This is a genomic window from Streptomyces sp. NPDC001135, assembly GCF_053598395.1.
Window position 1 is genome coordinate 81404 of the sequence record NZ_JBSFKD010000028.1, and the last position, 21271, is coordinate 102674.

15 protein-coding genes and 1 tRNA gene are annotated in these 21271 nt (G+C 72.9%); 13 read left to right on the forward strand and 3 right to left on the reverse strand.

All coding sequences use genetic code 11. The features are described from left to right. Positions 1 to 33: 33 nt before the first annotated feature. Positions 34 to 1374, reverse strand: coding sequence for a UDP-N-acetylglucosamine 1-carboxyvinyltransferase (gene murA / locus ACWC94_RS29425; RefSeq protein ID WP_450800217.1), 1341 nt, complete (start codon positions 1372 to 1374; stop codon positions 34 to 36). A 275-nt stretch (positions 1375 to 1649) separates the two neighbouring features. Here murA and ACWC94_RS29430 point away from each other — a divergent pair, with 275 nt between their 5' ends. The 9 genes from ACWC94_RS29430 to ACWC94_RS29470 all read left to right on the forward strand — a co-directional run bounded on the left by ACWC94_RS29430 (position 1650) and on the right by ACWC94_RS29470 (position 13685). After that, on the forward strand, positions 1650 to 2222 hold the full coding sequence (locus ACWC94_RS29430; protein WP_031159437.1) for a YqgE/AlgH family protein: 573 nt from the start codon (positions 1650 to 1652) through the stop codon (positions 2220 to 2222). Positions 2223 to 2251: 29 nt separating this feature from the next. Beyond that, a complete protein-coding gene (locus tag ACWC94_RS29435; RefSeq protein ID WP_225822918.1) occupies positions 2252 to 2542 on the forward strand; it encodes a DUF3039 domain-containing protein in 291 nt (96 codons plus the stop codon). A 161-nt stretch (positions 2543 to 2703) separates the two neighbouring features. Then, positions 2704 to 4326 carry a beta-N-acetylhexosaminidase gene (locus tag ACWC94_RS29440; RefSeq protein WP_450800218.1) on the forward strand — a complete coding sequence of 541 codons (1623 nt, stop codon included), beginning with the start codon at positions 2704 to 2706 and terminating at the stop codon, positions 4324 to 4326. Between the two features lie 257 nt (positions 4327 to 4583). Continuing rightward, the gene (locus ACWC94_RS29445; RefSeq protein ID WP_450800219.1) at positions 4584 to 5477 is read left to right on the forward strand and encodes an FAD binding domain-containing protein; all 894 of its coding nucleotides are present in this window, start codon (positions 4584 to 4586) and stop codon (positions 5475 to 5477) included. Continuing rightward, positions 5474 to 7408, forward strand: a complete 1935-nt coding sequence (locus tag ACWC94_RS29450) for a 2Fe-2S iron-sulfur cluster-binding protein (protein WP_450800220.1) — start codon at positions 5474 to 5476, stop codon at positions 7406 to 7408. Before ACWC94_RS29445 ends, ACWC94_RS29450 begins: the two co-directional genes overlap by 4 nt. Next, the gene (locus tag ACWC94_RS29455) at positions 7405 to 9714 is read left to right on the forward strand and encodes a xanthine dehydrogenase family protein molybdopterin-binding subunit (RefSeq protein ID WP_450800221.1); all 2310 of its coding nucleotides are present in this window, start codon (positions 7405 to 7407) and stop codon (positions 9712 to 9714) included. Before ACWC94_RS29450 ends, ACWC94_RS29455 begins: the two co-directional genes overlap by 4 nt. Beyond that, the gene (locus ACWC94_RS29460) at positions 9711 to 9842 is read left to right on the forward strand and encodes a hypothetical protein (protein WP_450800222.1); all 132 of its coding nucleotides are present in this window, start codon (positions 9711 to 9713) and stop codon (positions 9840 to 9842) included. The genes ACWC94_RS29455 and ACWC94_RS29460 overlap by 4 nt, the downstream gene beginning before the upstream one ends. Positions 9843 to 9978: 136 nt before the next feature. Then, positions 9979 to 11139, forward strand: coding sequence for an SUKH-4 family immunity protein (locus tag ACWC94_RS29465; RefSeq protein ID WP_450800223.1), 1161 nt, complete (start codon positions 9979 to 9981; stop codon positions 11137 to 11139). A 134-nt stretch (positions 11140 to 11273) separates the two neighbouring features. After that, a complete protein-coding gene (locus ACWC94_RS29470; protein ID WP_450800224.1) occupies positions 11274 to 13685 on the forward strand; it encodes an alkaline phosphatase family protein in 2412 nt (803 codons plus the stop codon). A gap of 46 nt (positions 13686 to 13731) precedes the next feature. Here the strand turns inward: ACWC94_RS29470 and ACWC94_RS29475 are convergent. Further along, positions 13732 to 13806, reverse strand: a tRNA-Cys gene (locus ACWC94_RS29475). Between the two features lie 407 nt (positions 13807 to 14213). Between ACWC94_RS29475 and ACWC94_RS29480 the strand changes: the two genes are divergently transcribed. From ACWC94_RS29480 to dapE, 4 genes are all read left to right on the forward strand, one after another. Next, positions 14214 to 16004: a DEAD/DEAH box helicase gene (locus ACWC94_RS29480; protein ID WP_450800225.1), complete on the forward strand. Its 1791-nt coding sequence runs from the start codon at positions 14214 to 14216 to the stop codon at positions 16002 to 16004. A 324-nt stretch (positions 16005 to 16328) separates the two neighbouring features. Beyond that, complete coding sequence (locus ACWC94_RS29485; RefSeq protein ID WP_360096040.1) at positions 16329 to 16970, forward strand: IclR family transcriptional regulator; 642 nt, start codon at positions 16329 to 16331, stop codon at positions 16968 to 16970. Positions 16971 to 17217: 247 nt separating this feature from the next. Then, on the forward strand, positions 17218 to 18675 hold the full coding sequence (locus tag ACWC94_RS29490) for an amino acid permease (protein ID WP_450800226.1): 1458 nt from the start codon (positions 17218 to 17220) through the stop codon (positions 18673 to 18675). After that, positions 18672 to 19727: a succinyl-diaminopimelate desuccinylase gene (dapE, locus tag ACWC94_RS29495; RefSeq protein ID WP_450800227.1), complete on the forward strand. Its 1056-nt coding sequence runs from the start codon at positions 18672 to 18674 to the stop codon at positions 19725 to 19727. Before ACWC94_RS29490 ends, dapE begins: the two co-directional genes overlap by 4 nt. Here the strand turns inward: dapE and ACWC94_RS29500 are convergent. After that, the gene (locus tag ACWC94_RS29500; protein WP_450800228.1) at positions 19708 to 21270 is read right to left on the reverse strand and encodes a PucR family transcriptional regulator; all 1563 of its coding nucleotides are present in this window, start codon (positions 21268 to 21270) and stop codon (positions 19708 to 19710) included. The two genes, dapE and ACWC94_RS29500, sit on opposite strands and share 20 nt — an antisense overlap. Position 21271: the final 1 nt, after the last annotated feature.

The window sequence follows — 21271 nt, forward strand, 5'->3', positions numbered from 1 at the left end:
ACCAGGGGGTCGCCCATTTTCCGTTGGTGACGCCTAGCCGAGCGCCTTGCCCGGCAGTTCCACCTTCGCGCCCAGTTCCACGAGCTTCTCCATGAAGTTCTCGTAGCCGCGGTTGATGAGGTCGATGCCGTGGACGCGGGACGTTCCCTCGGCGGCCAGGGCCGCGATCAGGTACGAGAAGCCGCCGCGCAGGTCGGGGATGACCAGGTCGGCGCCCTGCAGCCGGGTGGGGCCGGAGACGACCGCGGAGTGCAGGAAGTTGCGCTGGCCGAAACGGCAGTCGGAGCCGCCGAGGCACTCGCGGTAGAGCTGGATGTGGGCGCCCATCTGGTTGAGGGCGGAGGTGAAGCCGAGGCGGGACTCGTAGACCGTCTCGTGGATGATGGACAGGCCCGTGGCCTGCGTGAGGGCCACCACCAGCGGCTGCTGCCAGTCGGTCTGGAAACCGGGGTGCACGTCCGTCTCCAGCGCGATCGACTTCAACTGGCCGCCGGGGTGCCAGAAACGGATGCCCTCGTCGTCGATCTCGAAGGCGCCGCCCACCTTCCGGTAGGTGTTCAGGAACGTCATCATCGAGCGCTGCTGGGCGCCGCGGACGTAGATGTTGCCGTTGGTCGCGAGGGCCGCGGACGCCCAGGACGCGGCCTCCAGGCGGTCCGACAGGGCGCGGTGGGTGTAGCCGCCGAGCTTGTCCACACCGGTGATGCGGATCGTGCGGTCGGTGTCCATCGCGATGATCGCGCCCATCTTCTGCAGCACGCAGATGAGGTCCTCGATCTCCGGCTCGACGGCCGCGTTGGACAACTCGGTGACGCCCTCGGCGAGTACGGCCGTCAGCAGCACCTGCTCGGTCGCGCCGACGGACGGGTACGGCAGCCGGATCTTCGTGCCGCGCAGCCGCTGCGGGGCCTCCAGGTACTGCCCGTCCGCGCGCTTCTCGATGGTCGCGCCGAACTGGCGCAGCACGTCGAAGTGGAAGTCGATGGGCCGGCCGCCGATGTCACAGCCGCCGAGGCCCGGGATGAACGCGTGGCCGAGGCGGTGCAGCAGAGGGCCGCAGAAGAGGATCGGGATACGGCTCGACCCCGCGTGGGCATCGATGTCAGCCACGTTGGCGCTCTCGACGTGCGTCGGGTCGAGCACCAGCTCGCCGGGCTCGTCGCCCGGACGGACCGTCACCCCGTGCAGCTGGAGCAGCCCGCGGACGACCCGCACGTCACGGATGTCGGGGACGTTGCGCAGTCGGCTCGGCGCGCTGCCCAGCAGGGCGGCGACCATGGCCTTCGGTACGAGGTTCTTCGCACCGCGGACACGGATCTCGCCCTCCAGCGGGGTTCCGCCGTGGACAAGGAGGACATCGTCGTTGACGGTCATGTATCTCGCGTTCCGATGAGTTGGGCAGGGGCCGGCCGATCACTGTGCGCAGGGGCCGGGAAGACAGGGTAATCGCCGATTACCCCCCTCCCGTAAGCCCGAGTACCACCCGGACACGTCATAGCTGTGTCACAACACGAACCGTTCCCTTTCGGGCACATGGGGTCACCGTCCGTGGTGTGCGCCCGGGGCGCTTCCGTGCTCCCTGAGCTGCGTTCACTCCCGGACGCCGATTGGCTCCCCACCGGAGGGGAAGATGCGGGATCATGTCTGGCATGACCGAGGTGTCCTCGCTCACAGGGCGGCTGCTCGTGGCCACTCCCGCCCTGGCGGACCCGAACTTCGACCGCGCGGTGGTGCTCCTTCTCGACCACGACGAGGAGGGTTCCCTCGGTGTCGTCCTGAACCGCCCCACCCCGGTGGACGTGGGGGACATCCTGGAGGGCTGGGCCGACCTCGCCGGCGAGCCCGGTGTCGTCTTCCAGGGCGGCCCCGTCTCGCTCGACTCGGCACTCGGCGTCGCGGTCATCCCGGGCGGTGCGAACGGCGACCTCGCCCCGCTCGGCTGGCGCCGGGTGCACGGCGCGATCGGCCTGGTCGACCTGGAGGCCCCGCCCGAGCTGCTCGCCGCGGCCCTCGGCTCCTTGAGGATCTTCGCCGGATACTCCGGCTGGGGCCCCGGTCAGCTGGAGGACGAGCTGGTCGAGGGCGCCTGGTACGTGGTCGAGTCGGAGCCCGGGGACGTCTCCTCGCCGGCCCCGGAAAGACTCTGGCGCGAGGTCCTGCGCCGCCAGCGCAACGAGCTGGCGATGGTGGCGACGTACCCGGACGACCCGTCGCTCAACTGATGCGTGTGGGCTTCAGTACCCTTGGCGATATGAGCACTCTTGAGCCCGAGCGCGGGACTGGTACGGGGACCCTCGTAGAGCCGACGCCACAGGTGTCCCACGGCGACGGCGACCACGAGCGCTTCGCCCACTACGTCCAGAAGGACAAGATCATGGCGAGCGCCCTCGACGGTACCCCCGTCGTGGCGCTGTGCGGCAAGGTCTGGGTGCCGGGCCGCGACCCGAAGAAGTACCCCGTGTGCCCCATGTGCAAGGAGATCTACGAGTCCATGGGCAGCGGTGGCGAGGACAAGGGCGGCAAGGGCGGCGACAAGAAGTAGCCCCCTGGCGGTCCGCCCGCCGGCCTGAGGTCTCGCAGGGCCCCCGGGGTGCGCGTGCCGCACGCGCGCCCCGGGGGTCTTCGTGTGGTCCGGTCACGGAATGGTTTAGACCACACCCGGTCCCTGGCCCCGGTAGGGGACGGAGCGGTAAAGGTCTGGACATGACGGATGTGATTCCCGCGCCGCGCGCCGTCCGGGGACCGATGCGCCGCGGCGTCCTGCTGGACGACGACACCACGCTGTGGGCGGCCCCGGGCACGGAGGCCACGGAGCGCTGGCTGCGCACCACGCTCGGCGCCGCTCTGGGGCTCCCGCTGCGGTCCGGCCCCGAGACCGCCCGTGGCTGTGTACGGCTGCTCCTGGACGACTCGCTGGAGGCGGAGGCCTACCGTCTGGGCGTGATCGCCGACCGGGGCGTGGAGATCCGTGGCGGTGACCCGGCCGGCGTCTTCTGGGGTGCGCAGACCCTGCGTCAGCTCCTCGGCCCCGACGCCTTCCGGCGCGCCCCCGTACGCCCCGGCCGCCCCGTCGCCATTGCCCACCAGACCATCGAGGACGCGCCCCGTTTCCGCTGGCGGGGTCTCCTCCTCGACGTGGCCCGCCACTTCATGCCCAAGGAAGGCGTGCTGCGCTACCTGGACCTGATGGCCGCGCACAAACTCAACGTCTTCCACTTCCACCTGACGGACGACCAGGGCTGGCGGCTGGAGATCAAGCGCTACCCGAGGCTGACGGAGATCGCCTCCTGGCGGTCGCGGACGAAATTCGGCCACCGCGACTCGCCGCTGTGGGAGCACAAGCCGCACGGGGGTTACTACACCCAGGACGACATCCGGGAGATCGTCGCCTACGCCGCCGAACGGCATATCACCGTCGTCCCGGAAATCGACGTACCGGGCCACTCGCAGGCCGCCGTCGCCGCGTACCCGGAACTCGGCAACACCGACGTCATCGACACCACCGCCCTCTCCGTGTGGGACACCTGGGGGATCTCCTCCAACGTACTGGCCCCCACCGACAACACCCTGCGCTTCTACGAGGGAGTGTTCGAGGAGGTCCTGGAACTGTTCCCTTCGCAGTTCGTCCACGTCGGCGGTGACGAGTGCCGGAAGGAGCAGTGGAGCGGGTCGGCGACGGCCAGGAGCCGGATCGCGGACCTCGGTCTCGGCGGCGAGGACGAACTGCAGTCGTGGTTCATCGGGCACTTCGACACCTGGCTGTCCGCGCGCGGACGCCGGCTCATCGGCTGGGACGAGATCCTGGAGGGCGGGCTCGCCAAGGGGGCCGCGGTGTCGTCCTGGCGCGGGTACGGCGGCGGGATCGCTGCCGTGCGGGCCGGCCACGACGTCGTCATGTGCCCGGAGCAGTACGTGTATCTGGACCACCGTCAGGCCCCGGGCGAGGACGAGCCGGTGCCGATCGGGTTCGTGCGCACTTTGGAGGACGTCTACCGGTTCGAGCCCGTGCCGCCCGGGCTCACCGAGGAGGAGGCCCGGCATGTGCTGGGGACTCAGGCCAACGTCTGGACCGAGGCGATGGAGGACGCCGCGCGCGTGGACTACCAGACGTTTCCCCGGCTCGCGGCCTTCGCCGAGGTGGCCTGGAGCCGGCTGCCGGCCCCCGCGGAACGCGACTTCGCCGGCTTCGAACGCCGGATGGCCGCCCATTACGCGCGACTCGACGCCCTCGGGGTCGCTTATCGGCCGCCCGGCGGGCCCCGGCCGTGGCAGAAACGCCCCGGTGTCCCGGGTCGCCCGAAAGAGGGGCCGCCGCCGAACAAGTGACCACCCCGAACACCTGACCGTTCCGAACAAGGAATGGAAAACCGCGTCAAGAGTCACCGAAGAGTGTCAATCGGTGCGCACCGGTGATGCCGTGCGAAAACGGACCATCTCCATGGTGAGGTGGGTGAATGCCTCCTAGCGGACCCCCGCGTTCGGCTGTTGCGAAGATGTGCCAGAGTTGCCACGTCCGCCCTGTGAGCACGTACCGTACGGCCACACAGGTGGGACCAGTGGGGCAGCGGGAAGGGGCAGCCGGTTTGACCACGCACGCACCGCAGGCGGCGCAGGCCGTCACGCTGCCCACGACGCTGGACGAGGCGGTGGCGGCCCTCGCCGAGATGCCCACCGCGGTCCCCGTCGCGGGCGGCACCGATCTCATGGCCGCCGTCAACTCCGGTCAGCTCAGGCCCGCCGCCCTGGTGGGTCTCGGGCGGATCAGCGAGATCCGCGGCTGGCAGTACCAGGACGGCCACGCGCTGCTCGGCGCGGGCCTCACGCACGCGCGCATGGGCCGCCCCGACTTCGCGGCCCTGATCCCGGCGCTCGCCGCCGCCGCGCGTGCCGCGGGCCCGCCGCACATCCGCAACGCGGGCACCCTCGGCGGCAACATCGCCTCGGCCGCCCCCACCGGGGACGCGCTGCCCGTCCTCGCCGCCCTGGAGGCGACACTGATCATCGCGGGCCCGGGCGGAGCCCGCCGGGAGATCCCGGTGTCGCACCTGCTGGCCGGCATGGAGATGCTGCGCGGCGGTGAACTCGTCGGCTACGTGCGCGTGCCGCTGCTGCACGCCCCGCAGGTCTTCCTGAAGGCCACCGGACGCACCGGCCCGGGCCGCGCGCTGGCCTCCGTGGCCCTCGTCCTCGACCCCGCCCGGCGCGGAGTGCGGTGCGCCGTCGGTGCCATAGCGCCGATGCCGCTGCGGCCCCTGGAGGCCGAGCAGTGGGTCGCCCAGCTGATCGACTGGGACAACGACCGCGCGCTCGTCCCGGAGGCGCTGAACGCCTTCGGCGAGTACGTCGCCGCGGCCTGCATCCCGGACCCGGCACCGGAGCCGGACGGCTCGGTCGCCCCGCTTCCGCCCGCCGTACTGCACCTGCGGCGCACCGTCGCCGCACTGGCCCGACGAGCACTGGGGAGGGCGCTGTCGTGACCGACGACCAGCACGGAGAGGGCACGCCCCAGGGCGGCGGTCGCTGGGACCCGCTGCCCCAGGGCGACTACGACGACGGCGCCACCGCCTTCGTCAAGCTCCCCGAGGGCGGCATCGACGCCCTGCTGTCCGGCGACAGCCCGCTGGCCGCGCCGGGTCACGGCTACGTGCCGCCGCGGATAACGGCCGCCCCCGGCACCGGGGACCCCGGCGCGACCGGGACCTGGACCGCGCCCGCGGGCGGCGCCGAGTGGCCCGACCCGAACGCCACCCCCCAGGTGCCCGCCGCGGACGACCGGTTCACCTACCAGCCCGGCGCGACCCAGCACTGGACCTTCGACGAGTCCGCGGCCCCGGCCGCGCCCGGGCACGACGTCACCGGGCAGTGGTCCATCCCGGTCGCCGGCGGTGATCTTCCGGACGAGTCGGGGGAGTTCACCACGTCCTCCCTGGTCGAGCAGTGGGGCGGCACCCCGCCGGCCACGCTGCCCGGCGGTGCGCCCGCGCCGTGGGCGACGCAGGACACGGGCCGCCCCTGGGACCGGCCCGCGGACACCGGCCACACCGCCCTGCCCGACCACACCGACGCGCACCCCGCGGGCGCTCCGGCCGAGCCCGCCCCGGGCGGCGCGCCGGAGCCGGGGTACGGGCCGGACGAGCAGGCGTACGCGCTCGACGAGCGCCACGGCCCGGCCGGCCACGAGCAGGCCGCGCAGACGGACACCGGTCACCCGGAGGAGGCCCAGCAGCACGCCGGGGCCGGCCACCCGGGTGACTCCGCCGCGCAGGTCCGGGCCGGTCACTCCGGCGCGTTCCCGGCGCCCGTCGAGGCCGGTCGCCCCGGCGGGTCCGCCCCGTCTCCGGAACACCCCGCCGATGCGCAGGCGGTGCCGGGCACGGACGGCCAGGGCCCCGCAAAGACGCCTGAGCGCCCCGCTGACGGCCCGGCAGGCCACGACCCGGCCCCGGTTCCGGGCGACGCCCCGCAGGCCGCCACGACCCCCGTCAGCGCCGCCGCGCCGGACACCCCCGGGTCCGCCGGCCCGGAGGCCCCGGAGACCCCCGCCGAGGCAGCCGCGGCAGCCGAACCGGCGGCACCGGAAACCGGCGACACGCCCGAAGGCGCCACCGAGGCCACCGGGGACGGCCCGGCCCCCGGGGCCGAGGAGCACGCGCCGCCCCTCCCGCCGAACGACGACCACCCGCTCGCCTCCTACGTCCTGCGCGTCAACGGCGCCGACCGTCCCGTCACCGGCGCCTGGATCGGCGAGTCGCTGCTGTACGTCCTGCGGGAGCGGCTGGGTCTCGCGGGCGCCAAGGACGGCTGCTCGCAGGGCGAGTGCGGGGCCTGCAACGTGCAGGTCGACGGCCGGCTGGTGGCCTCCTGCCTGGTCCCGGCGGTCACCGCGGCCGGCAGCGAGGTGCGTACGGTCGAGGGCCTCGCCGTCGACGGACAGCCCTCCGACGTGCAGCGCGCGCTCGCCCGGTGCGGCGCCGTGCAGTGCGGCTTCTGCGTCCCCGGCATGGCCATGACCCTGCACGACCTGCTGGAGGGCAACCCCGCGCCGACCGAGCTGGAGACCCGCCAGGCGCTGTGCGGCAACCTGTGCCGCTGCTCCGGCTACCGGGGCGTCCTCCAGGCCGTCGGGGAGGTCGTCGCCGAACGCGAGGCGTCGCACGCCGCCGACGCCGGGACGGACGCGGGCGAGGCCCGTATCCCCCACCAGGCGGGCCCCGGGGCCGGCGGCGTCAACCCGTCGGCGTTCGAGGCGCCGGGCGCGTTCGACACGCCGCACAGCGCTCCCGGCGGCTACGGCGACGCACCGGACCCGTACGGCCCGCCCGGCCCGTACGGCACACCACCGCACGGCACCCCGGGCCCGCACGACCAGCACGGCCCGCACTACGGCCAGGACGGAGGCCAGGCGTGAGCAACGAAGCAGCCACGGCGACCACCGCCGCGGAAGCGGCCTCCGAGGCCGAGTCGTGGCCGCACGGCATCGGCGCCTCCCTGCCGCACGCCGACGCCCGCGCCAAGACCGAGGGCACCTTCCCCTACGCGGCGGACCTGTGGGCCGAGGGCCTGCTGTGGGCGGCCGTCCTGCGCTCCCCGCACGCGCACGCGCGCATCGTGTCCGTCGACACCAGCCACGCGCGCGAGATGCCCGGCGTCCGGGCCGTCATCACCCACGAGGACGTGCCCGGAACCCCCCGGCACGGCCGGGGCACACCCGACCGGCCGGTGTTCGCCTCCGAGGTCGTGCGCCACCACGGCGAACCCATCGCGGCCGTGGCCGCCGACCACCCGGACACCGCGCGGATGGCGGCCGCCGCCGTCATCGTCGAGTACGAAGTACTCGACCCGGTCACCGACCCCGAGCAGGCCTTCGAGGCCGAGCCGCTGCACCCCGACGGCAATCTGATCCGGCACATCCCGCTGCACCACGGCGACCCGTCGGCGGTCGGCGAGGTCGTCGTGGAGGGCCAGTACCGCATAGGGCGCCAGGACCCGGCCCCGATCGGCGCCGAGGCCGGCCTCGCCGTGCCGCGCCCCGACGGCGGCGTGGAGCTGTACCTGGCCTCCACCGACCCGCACACCGACCGCAACACCGCCGCTGCCTGCTACGGCCTGTCCCCGGATCGGGTGAAGATCGTCGTCACCGGGGTGCCGGGCGCCACCGCCGACCGCGAGGACCAGGGCTTCCAGCTCCCCCTCGGTCTGCTCGCCCTGAAGACCGGCTGCCCGGTGAAGCTCACCGCGACCCGCGAGGAGTCCTTCCTCGGCCACGCCCACCGCCATCCGACGCTGCTCCGGTACCGCCACCACGCGGACGCCGAGGGCAAGCTCGTGAAGGTGGAGGCGCAGATCCTGCTGGACGGCGGCGCGTACGCCGACACCTCCGCCGACGCCCTGGCCGCCGCCGTCTCCTTCGCGTGCGGCCCGTACGTCGTCCCGAACGCCTTCATCGAGGGCTGGGCCGTGCGCACCAACAACCCGCCCTCCGGCCATGTGCGCGGCGAGGGCGCGATGCAGGTGTGCGCCGCCTACGAGGCGCAGATGGACAAGCTGGCCAAGAAGCTGGGCCTGGACCCGGCCGAGGTGCGCCTGCGCAACGTCCTGGCGACCGGTGACGTCCTCCCGATCGGCCAGACGGTGACCTGCCCCGCCCCGGTCGCCGAACTCCTGCAGACGGTACGGGACTTCCCGCTCCCGGCCCTGCCCAAGGACACGCCCGAGGAGGAGTGGCTGCTGCCCGGCGGCCCCGAGGGCGCGGGCGAACCGGGCGCGGTGCGCCGGGGCGTCGGCTACGGCCTGGGCATGGTGCACATGCTCGGCGCGGAGGGCGCCGACGAGGTGTCCACCGCGACGGTCAAGGTCCACGACGGCGTGGCGACCGTCCTGTGCGCCGCCGTCGAGACCGGCCAGGGCTTCACCACGCTCGCCCGGCAGATCGTCCAGGAGACCCTCGGTGTCGAGGAGGTCCACGTGGCGCCGGTCGACACCGACCAGCCGCCGGCCGGCGCGGGCTGCCGGGGCCGGCACACCTGGGTGTCGGGCGGCGCGGTGGAGCGTGCGGCGAAGATGGTGCGCACCCAGCTCCTCCAGCCGCTCGCCCACAAGTTCGGCATGTCCACGGAGCTGCTGCAGATCACGGACGGCAAGATCACGTCGTACGACGGCGTGCTCTCCACGACCGTCACGGAGGCGCTGGACGGCAAGGAGCTGTGGGCGACCGCCCAGTGCCGCCCGCACCCCACCGAGCCGCTGAACGCCTCCGGGCAGGGCGACGCCTTCGTGGGCCTCGCGTTCTGCGCGATCCGCGCGGTGGTGGACGTCGACATCGAGCTGGGCTCGGTCCGGGTGGTGGAGCTGGCGGTCGCCCAGGACGTGGGCCGGATCCTCAACCCGACCCAGCTGGCCGCCCGGATCGAGGCGGGCGTCACCCAGGGCGTGGGTATCGCACTCACGGAGAACCTCCGTACGCCCCGCGGTCTGATCCGCCACCCCGACCTGACCGGATACGCGCTTCCGACCGCCCTGGACGCGCCGGACATCCAGATCGTCAAACTGGTCGAGGAACGGGACGTGGTCGCCCCCTTCGGAGCCAAGTCCGTCAGCGCGGTCCCGGTCGTGACGGCACCGGCCGCCATCGCCTCCGCCGTCCGCGCGGCCACCGGCCGCCCGGTCAACCGCCTCCCGATCCGCCCGCAGGCAGCGGTGGTGACGACCCCGTGAGCACTCCCGAGACCCCCGACGAGCCCCGCTACGAACCCCCGCCGAGCGTCGGCAAGTTGTTCCTGTGGATCCTGCTGTTCCTCGTCGCGGCGCTGGCCGTCGTCCTGGGCGGTATCTACTTCACGTGACGCAACGGACCCGTCCCGCCTGACGTCCTTCCTGGTGAGGGCCGTTGTCAGTGGGGCGGCGTAGTGTGCTGAGCGGTGGGGGCGAGGGCACTCACGAACGCACGGCGCACCGTACGGGGAAGATCGCGGGGGAGCGATGGGCACGACCGACGCCGGGACCACGGCGATCACGCTGACCGAGGCGGAGCTGGACCGCTATGTCACCCACGCGCCGACGCGTGGCCTGCTCACCGGCACCGGCCTGCCCGCGGCCACCGACCTGCTGACCTTCTCCCCGCTGCGCACCCACGGCCTGCGCACGCTCGCCGACGCCGCCCAGGGCCCGTTCCGTGTGGCGGACGAGCTGCGGGACCGGCTGGTGATAGGCGAACTGCTCAACCCGGCGGGCATGGAACGCGAGTCCATCCTGCTCGACGGCGGCACCGGCGAGCTGACGACGGCGTACCTCTTCGCCCCGTCCGACGCCCGCCCCTTCGCACCCTCCCTGGACACCCTGCTGCGCTTCGCCGCGGTCACGGAGGAACTGGCGGGCCTGCGCGGCCGTTTCGCCTCCCTCGCGGACCGGTACGGCCCCGAGACGGCGGCCGAGGCCACCCGCCGGCTGCTCACGCTCTTCGAGGAGGGCGCGGGCGGCGAGGTCCCGCCGTACTGGAAGGCGGCGGCCCTGATCCGCCCCCTCGCCCTCGCCGCGGGCCCCGGCACGGCCTCCGGGCTCACCCTGGACGTCCCCGGCCGCCTGCTGGACCAGGAGTTCGGGCACGGCCGGGTGGTGCGCTTCGAGGAGGTCGACTTCCCCGCGACGCTCACGCACGAGCCGACCCGGCGCTTCCTGCGTGAGACGGGGCTCCCGGAGGAGGCGGTCCTCTTCCACGCCGACACGGACGTCCCGCTGCCGACGCTCAGGGAGTACGCCACCGAGGAGTGCTCGGGCGACTGCCGCCCGGAGGAACTCCCGGCCCACGCCGATCACTTGATCCGCCTCGGCCGCCTGGCCGGGGACCACAGCCTGGTGGTCGACGGCAGAACGGGCGCGGTCCTGACCTACAGCGAGCCGGATGCGAGGCTCCACCCGCTCAACACCGACGTCTCCACCCTCGCCTTCACGCTCTGGCTCCTGCACCACGAGCGCACCATCGACGAGCACCTGGGCAACGAACTGACCACAGACGCCTACGACCAGCTCGCCGCCGCCATGATCCACACCCTGTCGGCGATCGACCCCACAGGGGTTTCGCCCGGCGGGGACTGGCACTACTGGACGGAAGCCTTCCCGGACGAGGCGGGCTGGGCGCTCTGAGGCGATCCCGCGTACGGGTGGCCCGCCGACTCACCTGAATGCCCGCTGCGGCGAGAGTGGCGCGGTGTCGGCAGAGACAATCCTCTTGGCTCCGAACCCACGTCACACCACCTCGGGGAGCAGGGGAGAAGACAATGGCCGGGTCGCGCTTGCGTACCCTCGCGATCGGCGGGGCAGCCATGGCCACCGTCGCCACCGCCTGGGTGCCCGGGAATCCGACCAGGGCCCCATCGGACCGAGCCGAAAACCCGTCGGCCGCTGCGACGAAGCGGATCCTGCCATCGGCGCTCACCATCAAGACCGCCGGTCCCAGGAAGGACGGCACCGCCATCACGCCTGTGGGACACCGGGTCACACCGGCGGGTGACCAGACCCGGCTGGGTGACCTTCCGCTGAACGCGGCTCTTCACCCGGACGGACGCCATCTGCTGGTGACCAACAACGGTCCGGGTGTGCAGAGCCTGCAACTGGTCGACACCCGGACGAACAAGGTCGTCCAGACACTGTCGTATCCGTCGCCGGAGTCGCTGTACATCGGGCTGGCGTGGAGCCCGGACGGCAGGACCGCTTACGCCAGTGCCGCGGCGAACTCCAGGATCCGGGTGCTGTCGTTCGCCGATGGCCGGCTCACCGAACGTGACCCCGTCAAGCTGCCCACCAAGTCCCCCGAGGGCAGGTCCGTCACGCTCTTCCCGGCCGGCCTGGCCGTCACCCCGGACGGAGGAAGACTGGTGATCGCCGATCAGCTCGGCGACTCCGTGACGGTCGCCGACACCGTCAGCGGGCGGGTGCGGACCGTCGCCGCAGGGCATCGGCCGGTGTGGGTGACGCTCAGCAAGGACGGGCGAACGGCCTATGTCTCGGACCAGGGCGCCGACACCGTGGACGTCGTGGAGGTGGCGGGCCCGGCGCCCCGGAGGACCGGGCGGATCAAGGTGGGCCTGCATCCGAACAAGTCGGTGCTTTCCGGGTGCGGCCGGAAACTGTATGTCGCGAACGGCGACGCCGACAGCGTCAGCGTGGTGGATCTGGCGGCCAGGAGCGTGATACGCAGCTTCTCCATAGCGCCGTCAGCGCGGTCAGCGCAGGCAGGGCAGGCGGCGCCGGCCAAGAAGGTCCTCGTCGGCAGCAATCCCACAGGACTGGCCCTGGACCCTGTGCGCCAGCGGCTCTACGTCACCAGCTCCGGCAACAACAGCGTTGCGGAGCTCGATGCGACCAGCGGCAAGGTGCTGGGGCGGCTTCCCACCGGCTGGTACCCCAGTGCGGTCATCTGGCGCACCGGACGCCTGTGGATCACGAACGCCAAGGGGCTGGGGGCGGGCCCGAACAACGGTCCCGGTTTCGCGTCGACGGGCGCCGGCACACTCAGCGGGGTGGACGTGCCGGACTCCGCCGCACAACGGGATGAGTACACCCACCAGGTGGAGCGCAACAACGCCCCGGTGGCGTGGGACGGCGGCACCGTCGTGCCGCGCACGCCCGGCGCAGAGACCCCCATCAAGCATGTGATCTACATGGTCAAGGAGAACCGCAGCTACGACCAGGTGCTCGGCAGCCTGAAGAAGGGCAACGGCGACCCCGCCCTCAACCTGTTCGGGGACGAGTCGGCGCCCAACACACGCGAGCTGGCACGGCGCTTCACCACCATCGACAACTTCTATGCCGACGGCAGTGTCAGCGCCAGCGGCTGGAACTGGGCGGTCCAGGCCAACTCCAACCCCTACGTCGAGCAGATGTGGCCCGCACGCTACTCCGGCCGCAAGGGCGCCTACCCCGGCGGGAACAACGCCCAGGAGAACGCCGCACAGGCAACCGGGGACTCCTATCTCTGGCAGCGCCTCGACAAGGCCGGTGTGAGCTTTGCCAACTTCGGCTTCTACGTGACGCGTCGGGGCGACGAGGTGCACGCCGTGGATCCGGTGCTCGACGCCCGCACGGATCACGGGTTCCAGGTGGAGCTGGGCTGCCCGGATTCGGCGGGAACGTTCGTTCCGGCCAAGAAGGACTGCCTGACTCCACGGGTCGACCAGTGGCTCAAGGCCTTCCACGGGTACGAGGCCCGGGGTGACATGCCGACGGTGCAGTTCGTCCAGTTCCCCGGCGACCACACCCTGGGCACCCGGGCCGGTCAGCCCACTCCCAAGGCGATGGTGGCCGACAACGACTACGCCCTCGGCAGGCTGGTGGACGCGGTGTCCCACTCGCGGTTCTGGAAGGACACCGTCGTCCTCGTCACCGAGGACGAGGCCCAGGACGGGCCCGACCACATCGATGCCCACCGGACGCTCGCCCTGGCGATAAGCCCGTACACCCAGACGGGAAAGGTCGACTCGACCTTCTACAGCACCGCCTCCATGGTCCGGACGATAGGACTGTTCGCCGGAATCGGCCCGCTCACCCAGTTCGACGACTATTCCACGCCATTGAGTGCGTCCTTCACCGACAAGCCCGTCCACCGGGCCTATTCGGTGATCAGACCGACCTACCCGATGAGCCGCCTCAATCCCCCTCGCGCCACGCGTCGGCCGACGGGAGGCACATGACCCGCCGGCCGCCGCCGCTCCGCGGGCGCGGACCACATCAAGCCACTGGAGGCCGTGGCGGGATTCGAACCCACGTAACTCGCTTTGCAGGCGAGCCCCTCAACCACTCGGGCACACGGCCGTGTTCGTGGAATGACGGTAAGGCGCGGCCGAGGAGCCCCTCAAGGGGCATCCCGGTGCCGCAACGGGACTGCCACACGGCGTTCATGAACCGGGTGGGGGCCGCACGGTGGCGGGACCCAGCGCCCCGGCGTCCGGAGAGGGCGCTGTACGACCTGGTCATCGGCGGGGCCCGGCAGACGTCAGTGAGGTCACGGTGATCGCGGGGCCGCTGCGGCGGCTGTGACCTCGGTCCCACCCATGGGCGACCCGGGCCCGTCCGGGCGTGGCCGGGAGGGCGGCGCCGGTAGGGTGGCCCGGTTGTCATACGTAGCCGATCCGCCGACCCCAAGACATACGGAGACCGTGACTACCGCCCGCCCGTCGCCCGCCACCGCCGTCAACGCAGGACCCTCCGGGCCCGCCCCCATGTCTGCTACCGCCGCTCACTCCCACCACCTCTCGCCCGCCTTCCCGGGCCGCGCGCCCTGGGGTACCGCCAGCAAGCTGCGTGCCTGGCAGCAGGGGGCGATGGAGAAGTACATCCAGGAGCAGCCGCGCGACTTCCTCGCCGTCGCCACGCCCGGCGCCGGCAAGACCACCTTCGCCCTGACGCTCGCCTCCTGGCTGCTGCACCACCACGTCGTGCAGCAGGTGACCGTGGTCGCGCCGACCGAGCACCTGAAGAAGCAGTGGGCCGAGGCGGCCGGACGGATCGGGATCAAGCTCGATCCCGAGTACAGCGCGGGGCCCCTCGGCCGGGAGTACGACGGCGTCGCGGTCACCTACGCCGGTGTCGGCGTGCGGCCGATGCTGCACCGCAACCGGGTCGAGCAGCGCAAGACGCTCGTCATCCTCGACGAGATCCACCACGCCGGTGACTCCAAGTCGTGGGGCGAGGCCTGCCTGGAGGCGTTCGAGCCCGCCACGCGCCGGCTCGCGCTGACCGGTACGCCCTTCCGCTCCGACACCAACCCCATCCCGTTCGTGACGTACGAGGAGGACAACGCCGGCATCCGGCGCTCCGCCGCCGACTACACGTACGGGTACGGCAACGCCCTCGCCGACCACGTCGTCCGGCCGGTCATCTTCCTCTCCTACAGCGGCAACATGCGCTGGCGCACCAAGGCCGGTGACGAGATCGCCGCCCGGCTCGGCGAGCCGATGACCAAGGACGCGGTCAGCCAGGCCTGGCGTACGGCGCTCGACCCGCGCGGCGAGTGGATGCCCAGTGTGCTGCGCGCCGCCGACCAGCGGCTGACCGAGGTCCGCAAGGCCATCCCGGACGCCGGGGCCCTCGTCATCGCCTCCGACCAGGACTCCGCCCGCGCCTACGCCAAGCTCATCCGTGAGATCACGGGGACGAGGGCGACGCTCGTCCTGTCCGACGACGCCGGTGCCTCGAAGAGGATCGACGAGTTCAGCGAGAGCAACGACCGGTGGATGGTCGCGGTGCGCATGGTGTCCGAGGGCGTCGACGTGCCCCGGCTCGCGGTGGGCGTGTACGCGACGACGATCTCGACCCCGCTCTTCTTCGCGCAGGCCGTCGGCCGTTTCGTACGGTCCCGGCGGCGCGGCGAGACCGCGTCGGTGTTCCTGCCGACCGTGCCCGACCTGCTGACCTTCGCCAACGAGATGGAGAAGGAACGGGACCACGCGCTCGACAAGCCCAAGAAGGAGGGCGAGGAGGACCCGTACGCCGAATCCGAGAAGGAGATGGAGGAGGCGAACAAGCAGCAGGACGAGGACACCGGCGAGCAGGACATGCTGCCCTTCGAGGCGCTGGAGTCCGACGCCGTCTTCGACCGGGTGCTGTACGACGGCGCCGAGTTCGGCATGCAGGCGCACCCGGGGAGCGAGGAGGAGCAGGACTACCTCGGTATCCCGGGGCTCCTCGAACCCGAGCAGGTGCAGCTGCTGCTGCAGAAGCGGCAGGCCCGGCAGATCGCGCACAGCCGGAAGAAACCGGACACCGAGGCCGACCTGCTGGAGCTGCCCGCCGAACGGCGGCCGGTGGTCACGCACAAGGAGATGATGGAGCTGCGCAAGCAGCTCAACACGATGGTCAGCGCGTATGTGCACCAGAGCGGGAAGCCGCACGGTGTGATCCACACCGAGCTGCGCAGGGTGTGCGGGGGGCCGCCCAGCGCCGAGGCCACGGCGGGGCAGCTGCGGCAGCGGATCGCCAAGGTGCAGGAGTGGGCGACCCGGATGAAGTGACGCTTCGCTGTCCCGGACCCCCAGGGATTGGCGCGTGTCAGTTCCTGGGGCCTGTGCGTTTCCGGACGAATGGCGGCAGGCCGGATCTGGGCTTGACCGGATTCTGGACTGAGACTTCCGCTCAGCGAACCTGCTTCGCTACTGTCCCGCTACGCACACGCCCCGTGGCAGCGCCGCCGCGGAGCGCAGCCGTGAAGCGACTTGGCCCGGAGCCGCCGGACCGTTCTGCCGATCGGCGGCCTCTGAAGCGCGTCGCCGACGGGACTCGGTGACGCATCCGCCGCTCAGGGGACCGCCGGCCTCACCACCAAAGGAGTGGGCGTCGTGACCGCGGAGACCTCTCAGACGCTCGACCGGGGACTGCGCGTCCTCAAGCTGCTGGCCGACACCGACCACGGGCTGACCGTCACCGAACTGTCCACGAAACTGGGCGTGAACCGTACCGTGGTGTACCGGTTGCTCGCCACGCTGGAACAACACGCGCTCGTACGGCGTGACCTGGGCGGCCGGGCCCGGGTGGGGCTCGGGGTGCTGCGGCTCGGCCGGCAGGTGCACCCGCTGGTGCGGGAGGCCGCGCTGCCCGCGCTGCGGGCGCTGGCGGAGGACATAGGCGCGACGGCGCACCTGACACTGGTGGACGGGACGGAGGCGCTGGCCGTCGCCGTGGTCGAACCGACCTGGACCGACTACCACGTGGCGTACCGGGCCGGCTTCCGGCATCCGCTGGACCGGGGGGCGGCGGGCAGGGCGATCCTGTCGGCTCGGCAGTCGCCGTCCGTGGACCCCGGGTACACCCTCACCCATGGTGAGCTGGAGGCCGGGGCGAGCGGGGCCGCGGCGCCGCTGGTCGGGGTCACGGGGGTCGAGGGCAGTGTGGGTGTCGTGATGCTGGCGGACTCCGTGCCGGAGCGGGTCGGACCGAGGGTGGTGGAGGCGGCGCGGGAGGTCGCCGAGGCCCTGCGCTGACGTCGGCCGCGCGGTGCGTGCCGCCCGAGCGGCACGCCCGTCCACAGCTGCGGAAGCGAGCGGAACCGCAGCCCCCGAGGGGCGCGGCGAGCACCACGACGGACCCGCACCCGGCACACCCGCCGCCCCTCCTTTGCCCATCCGGCCAACCGGCCATCCGTACCTTTGGCCGATCCGCACACCCCGCCCGCCTGCGCCCTCCGCATCATCAAGGGCCATACAGCCCCGAGGCGGAGGGAACAGCGCGGTGGACACAGTGGACACCCGGCCGCAGGCCACAGCACCAGGAACGAGCACACGCAGCCTCACCCGGCGGCAGCCGGTGCATCGCCTCGTCGGCGAAGCCGCCGGCAGCCCGCTCAGGCGGACCATGGGCGTGGCCCAGCTGACACTGCTCAGCGTGGGGGCCACCCTCGGCACGGGGATCTTCGTGGTGCTGGGCCAGGCCGTCCCCGAGGCCGGGCCCGCCGTCGTCGTCTCCTTCGTGCTGGCCGGCGTCACCGCCCTGTTCTCGGCGCTGTCGTACGCCGAGCTGGCCGGCATGATCCCCGGCTCGGGATCCTCCTACAGCTACGCCTACGCCACCCTCGGCGAGCTGGTCGCCTGGGTGTGCGGATGGTGCCTGATCCTGGAGTACGGGGTCTCCGTGGCGGCCGTCGCCGTGGGATGGGGGCAGTACGTCAACGAGCTGCTGGAGCTCACCTTCGGTATCTCCCTCCCCGACTCGCTCAGCGCGCCGCCCGGCGCCGGAGGCACCCTCAACGTCCCCGCCGCCCTCATCGTCGTACTCGCCATGGCCGTCCTGCTGCGCGGCGCCAAGGAGAGCGCCGTCGCCAACACCGTCATGGTCGCCGTCAAGATCGCCGCCCTCGTCCTCTTCTGCGCCGTCGCCTTCACCGCCTTCCGTGCCGGGAACTTCCACCCCCTCTTCCCGCTCGGCGCCGCCGGCATGAGCGCCGGAGCGGCCTCGCTCTTCTTCTCCTACATCGGGTTCGACGCCGCCTCCACCGCGGGCGAAGAGGCACGCGACCCGCAGAGGGACCTGCCGCGCGCGATCATCTGGTCGCTCGTCCTCGTCACCGCCCTGTACGTGCTCGTCGCCGTCGCCGCGCTCGGCGCCATGCCGTGGAAGCAGTTCGCGGGGACCGAGGCCACGCTCAGCGAGGTGCTCGTACGGTCCGTCGGCGGCGGGAACCTGTGGCCGGTCCTGCTGTCCGTCGGCGCGGTCGTCGCCACCACCAGCGTGGTGCTCACCGTGCAGTACGGGCAGATCCGCATCCTGTTCGCCATGGCCCGGGACGGGCTCGTGCCGCCCCTGTTCGCCAAGGTGCATCCCCGTACCGGCGTGCCCCGCGCCAACACCGTGATCGTGTCCGGCTTCATCGCCGTCCTCGCGGCCCTCGTCCCGCTCGGCAGCCTCGCCGACGCCACCAGCATCGGTACCCTCTTCGCGTTCATGCTGGTCAACCTGGCGGTCGTGCTGCTGCGCCGGCGCAGCCCCGACACCCCGCGCTCCTTCCGGGTGCCGTTCGCGCCCCTCACGCCCCTGCTCGGGGTCGGCTTCTGCGTCTACATGCTCGGCAGCCTGGGCGCCGACACCTGGATCGCGTTCGGCGCCTGGATGGCGGCCGGACTCGTCGTCTACGGCCTCTACGGCGTCCGTCACTCCAAGCTCAACCGCGCCGTCCAGGAAGATCCCGCATGACCCGCCTCGACCTCACCGCCGACGTCGTCACCCTCACCCGCGCCCTCGTCGACCTGCCCTCCGAGAGCGGACGGGAGGGCGCCATCGCCGACGCCGTCCACGCCGCCCTGCGCGGCCTGCCCCATCTCACCGTCGACCGGGTCGGCGACTCCGTCGTCGCCCGCACCGGCCTCGGCCGCCCCGAACGCGCCCTGATCGCCGGGCACCTGGACACCGTCCCGGCCGCCGGGAACCTGCCCTCCCGGCTCGCCGACGGCCGTGTGCACGGGCTCGGGGCCTGCGACATGAAGGGCGGCGTGGCCGTCGCCCTGCGGCTGGCCGCCACCCTTCCCGCGCCCGTCCGCGACCTCACCTTCGTCCTCTACGCGTGCGAGGAGGTCGAAAGCGAACGCAACGGGCTCGCCCGCATCGGTGCCGAGCGGCCGGAGCTGCTCGCCGACGCCGGCCTGGCGATCCTCATGGAGCCCTCCGACGCGAGGGTCGAGGCCGGCTGCCAGGGGATCCTCACCGCCGACATCGTGGTCAGGGGTGCCCGCGCCCACACCGCCCGCGCCTGGCAGGGCGTGAACGCCGCGCACAAGGCCGGCGAGGTCCTCCGGCGGCTCGACGCGCACCGGCCGCGGCGGGTCGTGATCGACGGGCTGGAGTACCGGGAGGGGCTCGGCGCCGTCGCCGTACGGGCCGGGGTCGCCGGGAACGTCGTACCCGACGAGTGTGTCGTCACCGTCAACTGCCGCTTCGCACCCAGCCGTTCGGCGGACGAGGCGGAGGCGTACGTGCGCCGGCTCTTCCCGGAGTACGAGGTGCGCGTCACCGAGGTCGTCGCGGGCGCCCTGCCGCATCTGGACCGGGTCGGCGACCTCGTCGCCGCGCTCGGCGCCGAGCCGAGGCCGAAGCTCGGCTGGACGGACGTCGCCCGGTTCGCCGCGCTGGGCGTGCCCGCGCTCAACTTCGGCCCCGGGGACCCGTCCCTCGCCCACACGGCGGGGGAGTACGTCCCCGTCGAGCACCTGCACACCTGCGAGGACCGGCTCAGGGCGTGGCTGCGCTGAGCCCGCCCAGCGCCCGCAACTGCAGCCACAGCACCAGCCGCTCGTCGGGGTCGTCCAGATCGACCCCGGCGTGCTGCTGGAGCTGTCTGAGGCGGTAGCGGCAGGTGTTGGGGTGCACGGCGAGGAGTCTCGCCGCGCCCGCCATGTCGCAGCCCGCGTCGAACCAGCACACCAGCGTGCGCGCGTACTCGGTGCCGTGCCCGGCGTCGTACGCCAGCACCCGCTGCCACGCGCCCGCGCTCAACTCCCGCCGCTCGCCCATCACTTCGGCCAGCCGCAGCAGGACCACCCGGGCCCGGACCTCGTCCACCGTGGCCACCGGCAGCTGCGCGTCCAGCACCCGCAGCACCAGATCCGCGTCCGCCCGCGAGTGAGCGAGCCCCTCCGCGTCCGGTACGACCTCGCCGAGCGCCGCCCGCACCGGCACCCGCAGCGCCTGCCCGGCCCGCGCCACGATGTCCTCGGCGAGCCGCCTGTGCCGCTCTCCGGGACCGGGCAGCACCGCGTACACCACCCCGTCCACCAGCACACCCGCGTGCCGCCCGTAGCGCGCCTCGCACTGCAGCCGTACGACGTCCAGCAGACGCGACGCCGTGCGCTCGGTGTCCGGGACGCTCCCGGCGGAGTCCGGCCCCAGGACGAAGGCCGCCACCCGGGCCGGACCGGCGACACCCAGTCGTTCGGCGGCCGTCGCCGCGTCCGCCGCCGTCCCGTCCAGCAGCCGGCGCAGCAGCTCGCCGCCCCGGTGCCGGGCCAGCTCCCGGGCCGCGCGCGCCCGCAGCAGGAGCAGGGCGGCCGTCGAGGCGCCCTGGGCGAGGGTGTCCTCGGCATCCGGGGCGAGGGCGCCGCCGTCGACCACCCACACCGAACCGAGGGTCTCCCCGCCGGCCCGCACCGGCATCGCCAGCCGGGGCAGGCCGCCGTCGGCCAGTGCGGGCAGCCTGAGGGGGCGGTCGGCGGCGAACAGCCGCCGGTACTGCTCGGTGTTCTCCGTGCTGTCGGTCGGGACCTGACGGCCCAGGATGCCCTGCCGGCGGTCCTCGTCGATCGGCTGGCCGGGGACGGTGGAGTAGGCGAGGATCCGCTGCCGGGGGTCCTCGACGGCGGTGGCCCCGCCGGTCGCCGTCGCGATCGCGTCGGCCAGCGCGAACAGGTCGCCGAGCCCGCTGTCCGGGGCTACGGCGGTGGGCCGGGCGGCGATGGCCGAGGCCAGCAGCAGATGCACGTGGTGCCAGGCGGCGTCCTCGGCGACGGACAGCAGCGCCACGCCGTGCGCCTGCGCCTCCGCGACCGGTCCGTCCGCGCCGCGCACCACCACACCGGTCAGGCCGGCCTCCGCCGCCGCCCGCAGCAGCGGGCCCGCCCGGTCCGCCGGCACGCCGACCGCCAGCAGCAGCGCGCCGGGCAGCCGGGGGAGCGGGGTGCGGCCGTCGTAGAGCACCGCCTCCGTGACCGGCACGGCCTGCCCGGCGGGCGCGGTGTGCAGACGCAGGGCGGGGCCGCCGACGACGTCCAGGAGATCGCCCAGGGTGCAGACGTCCATG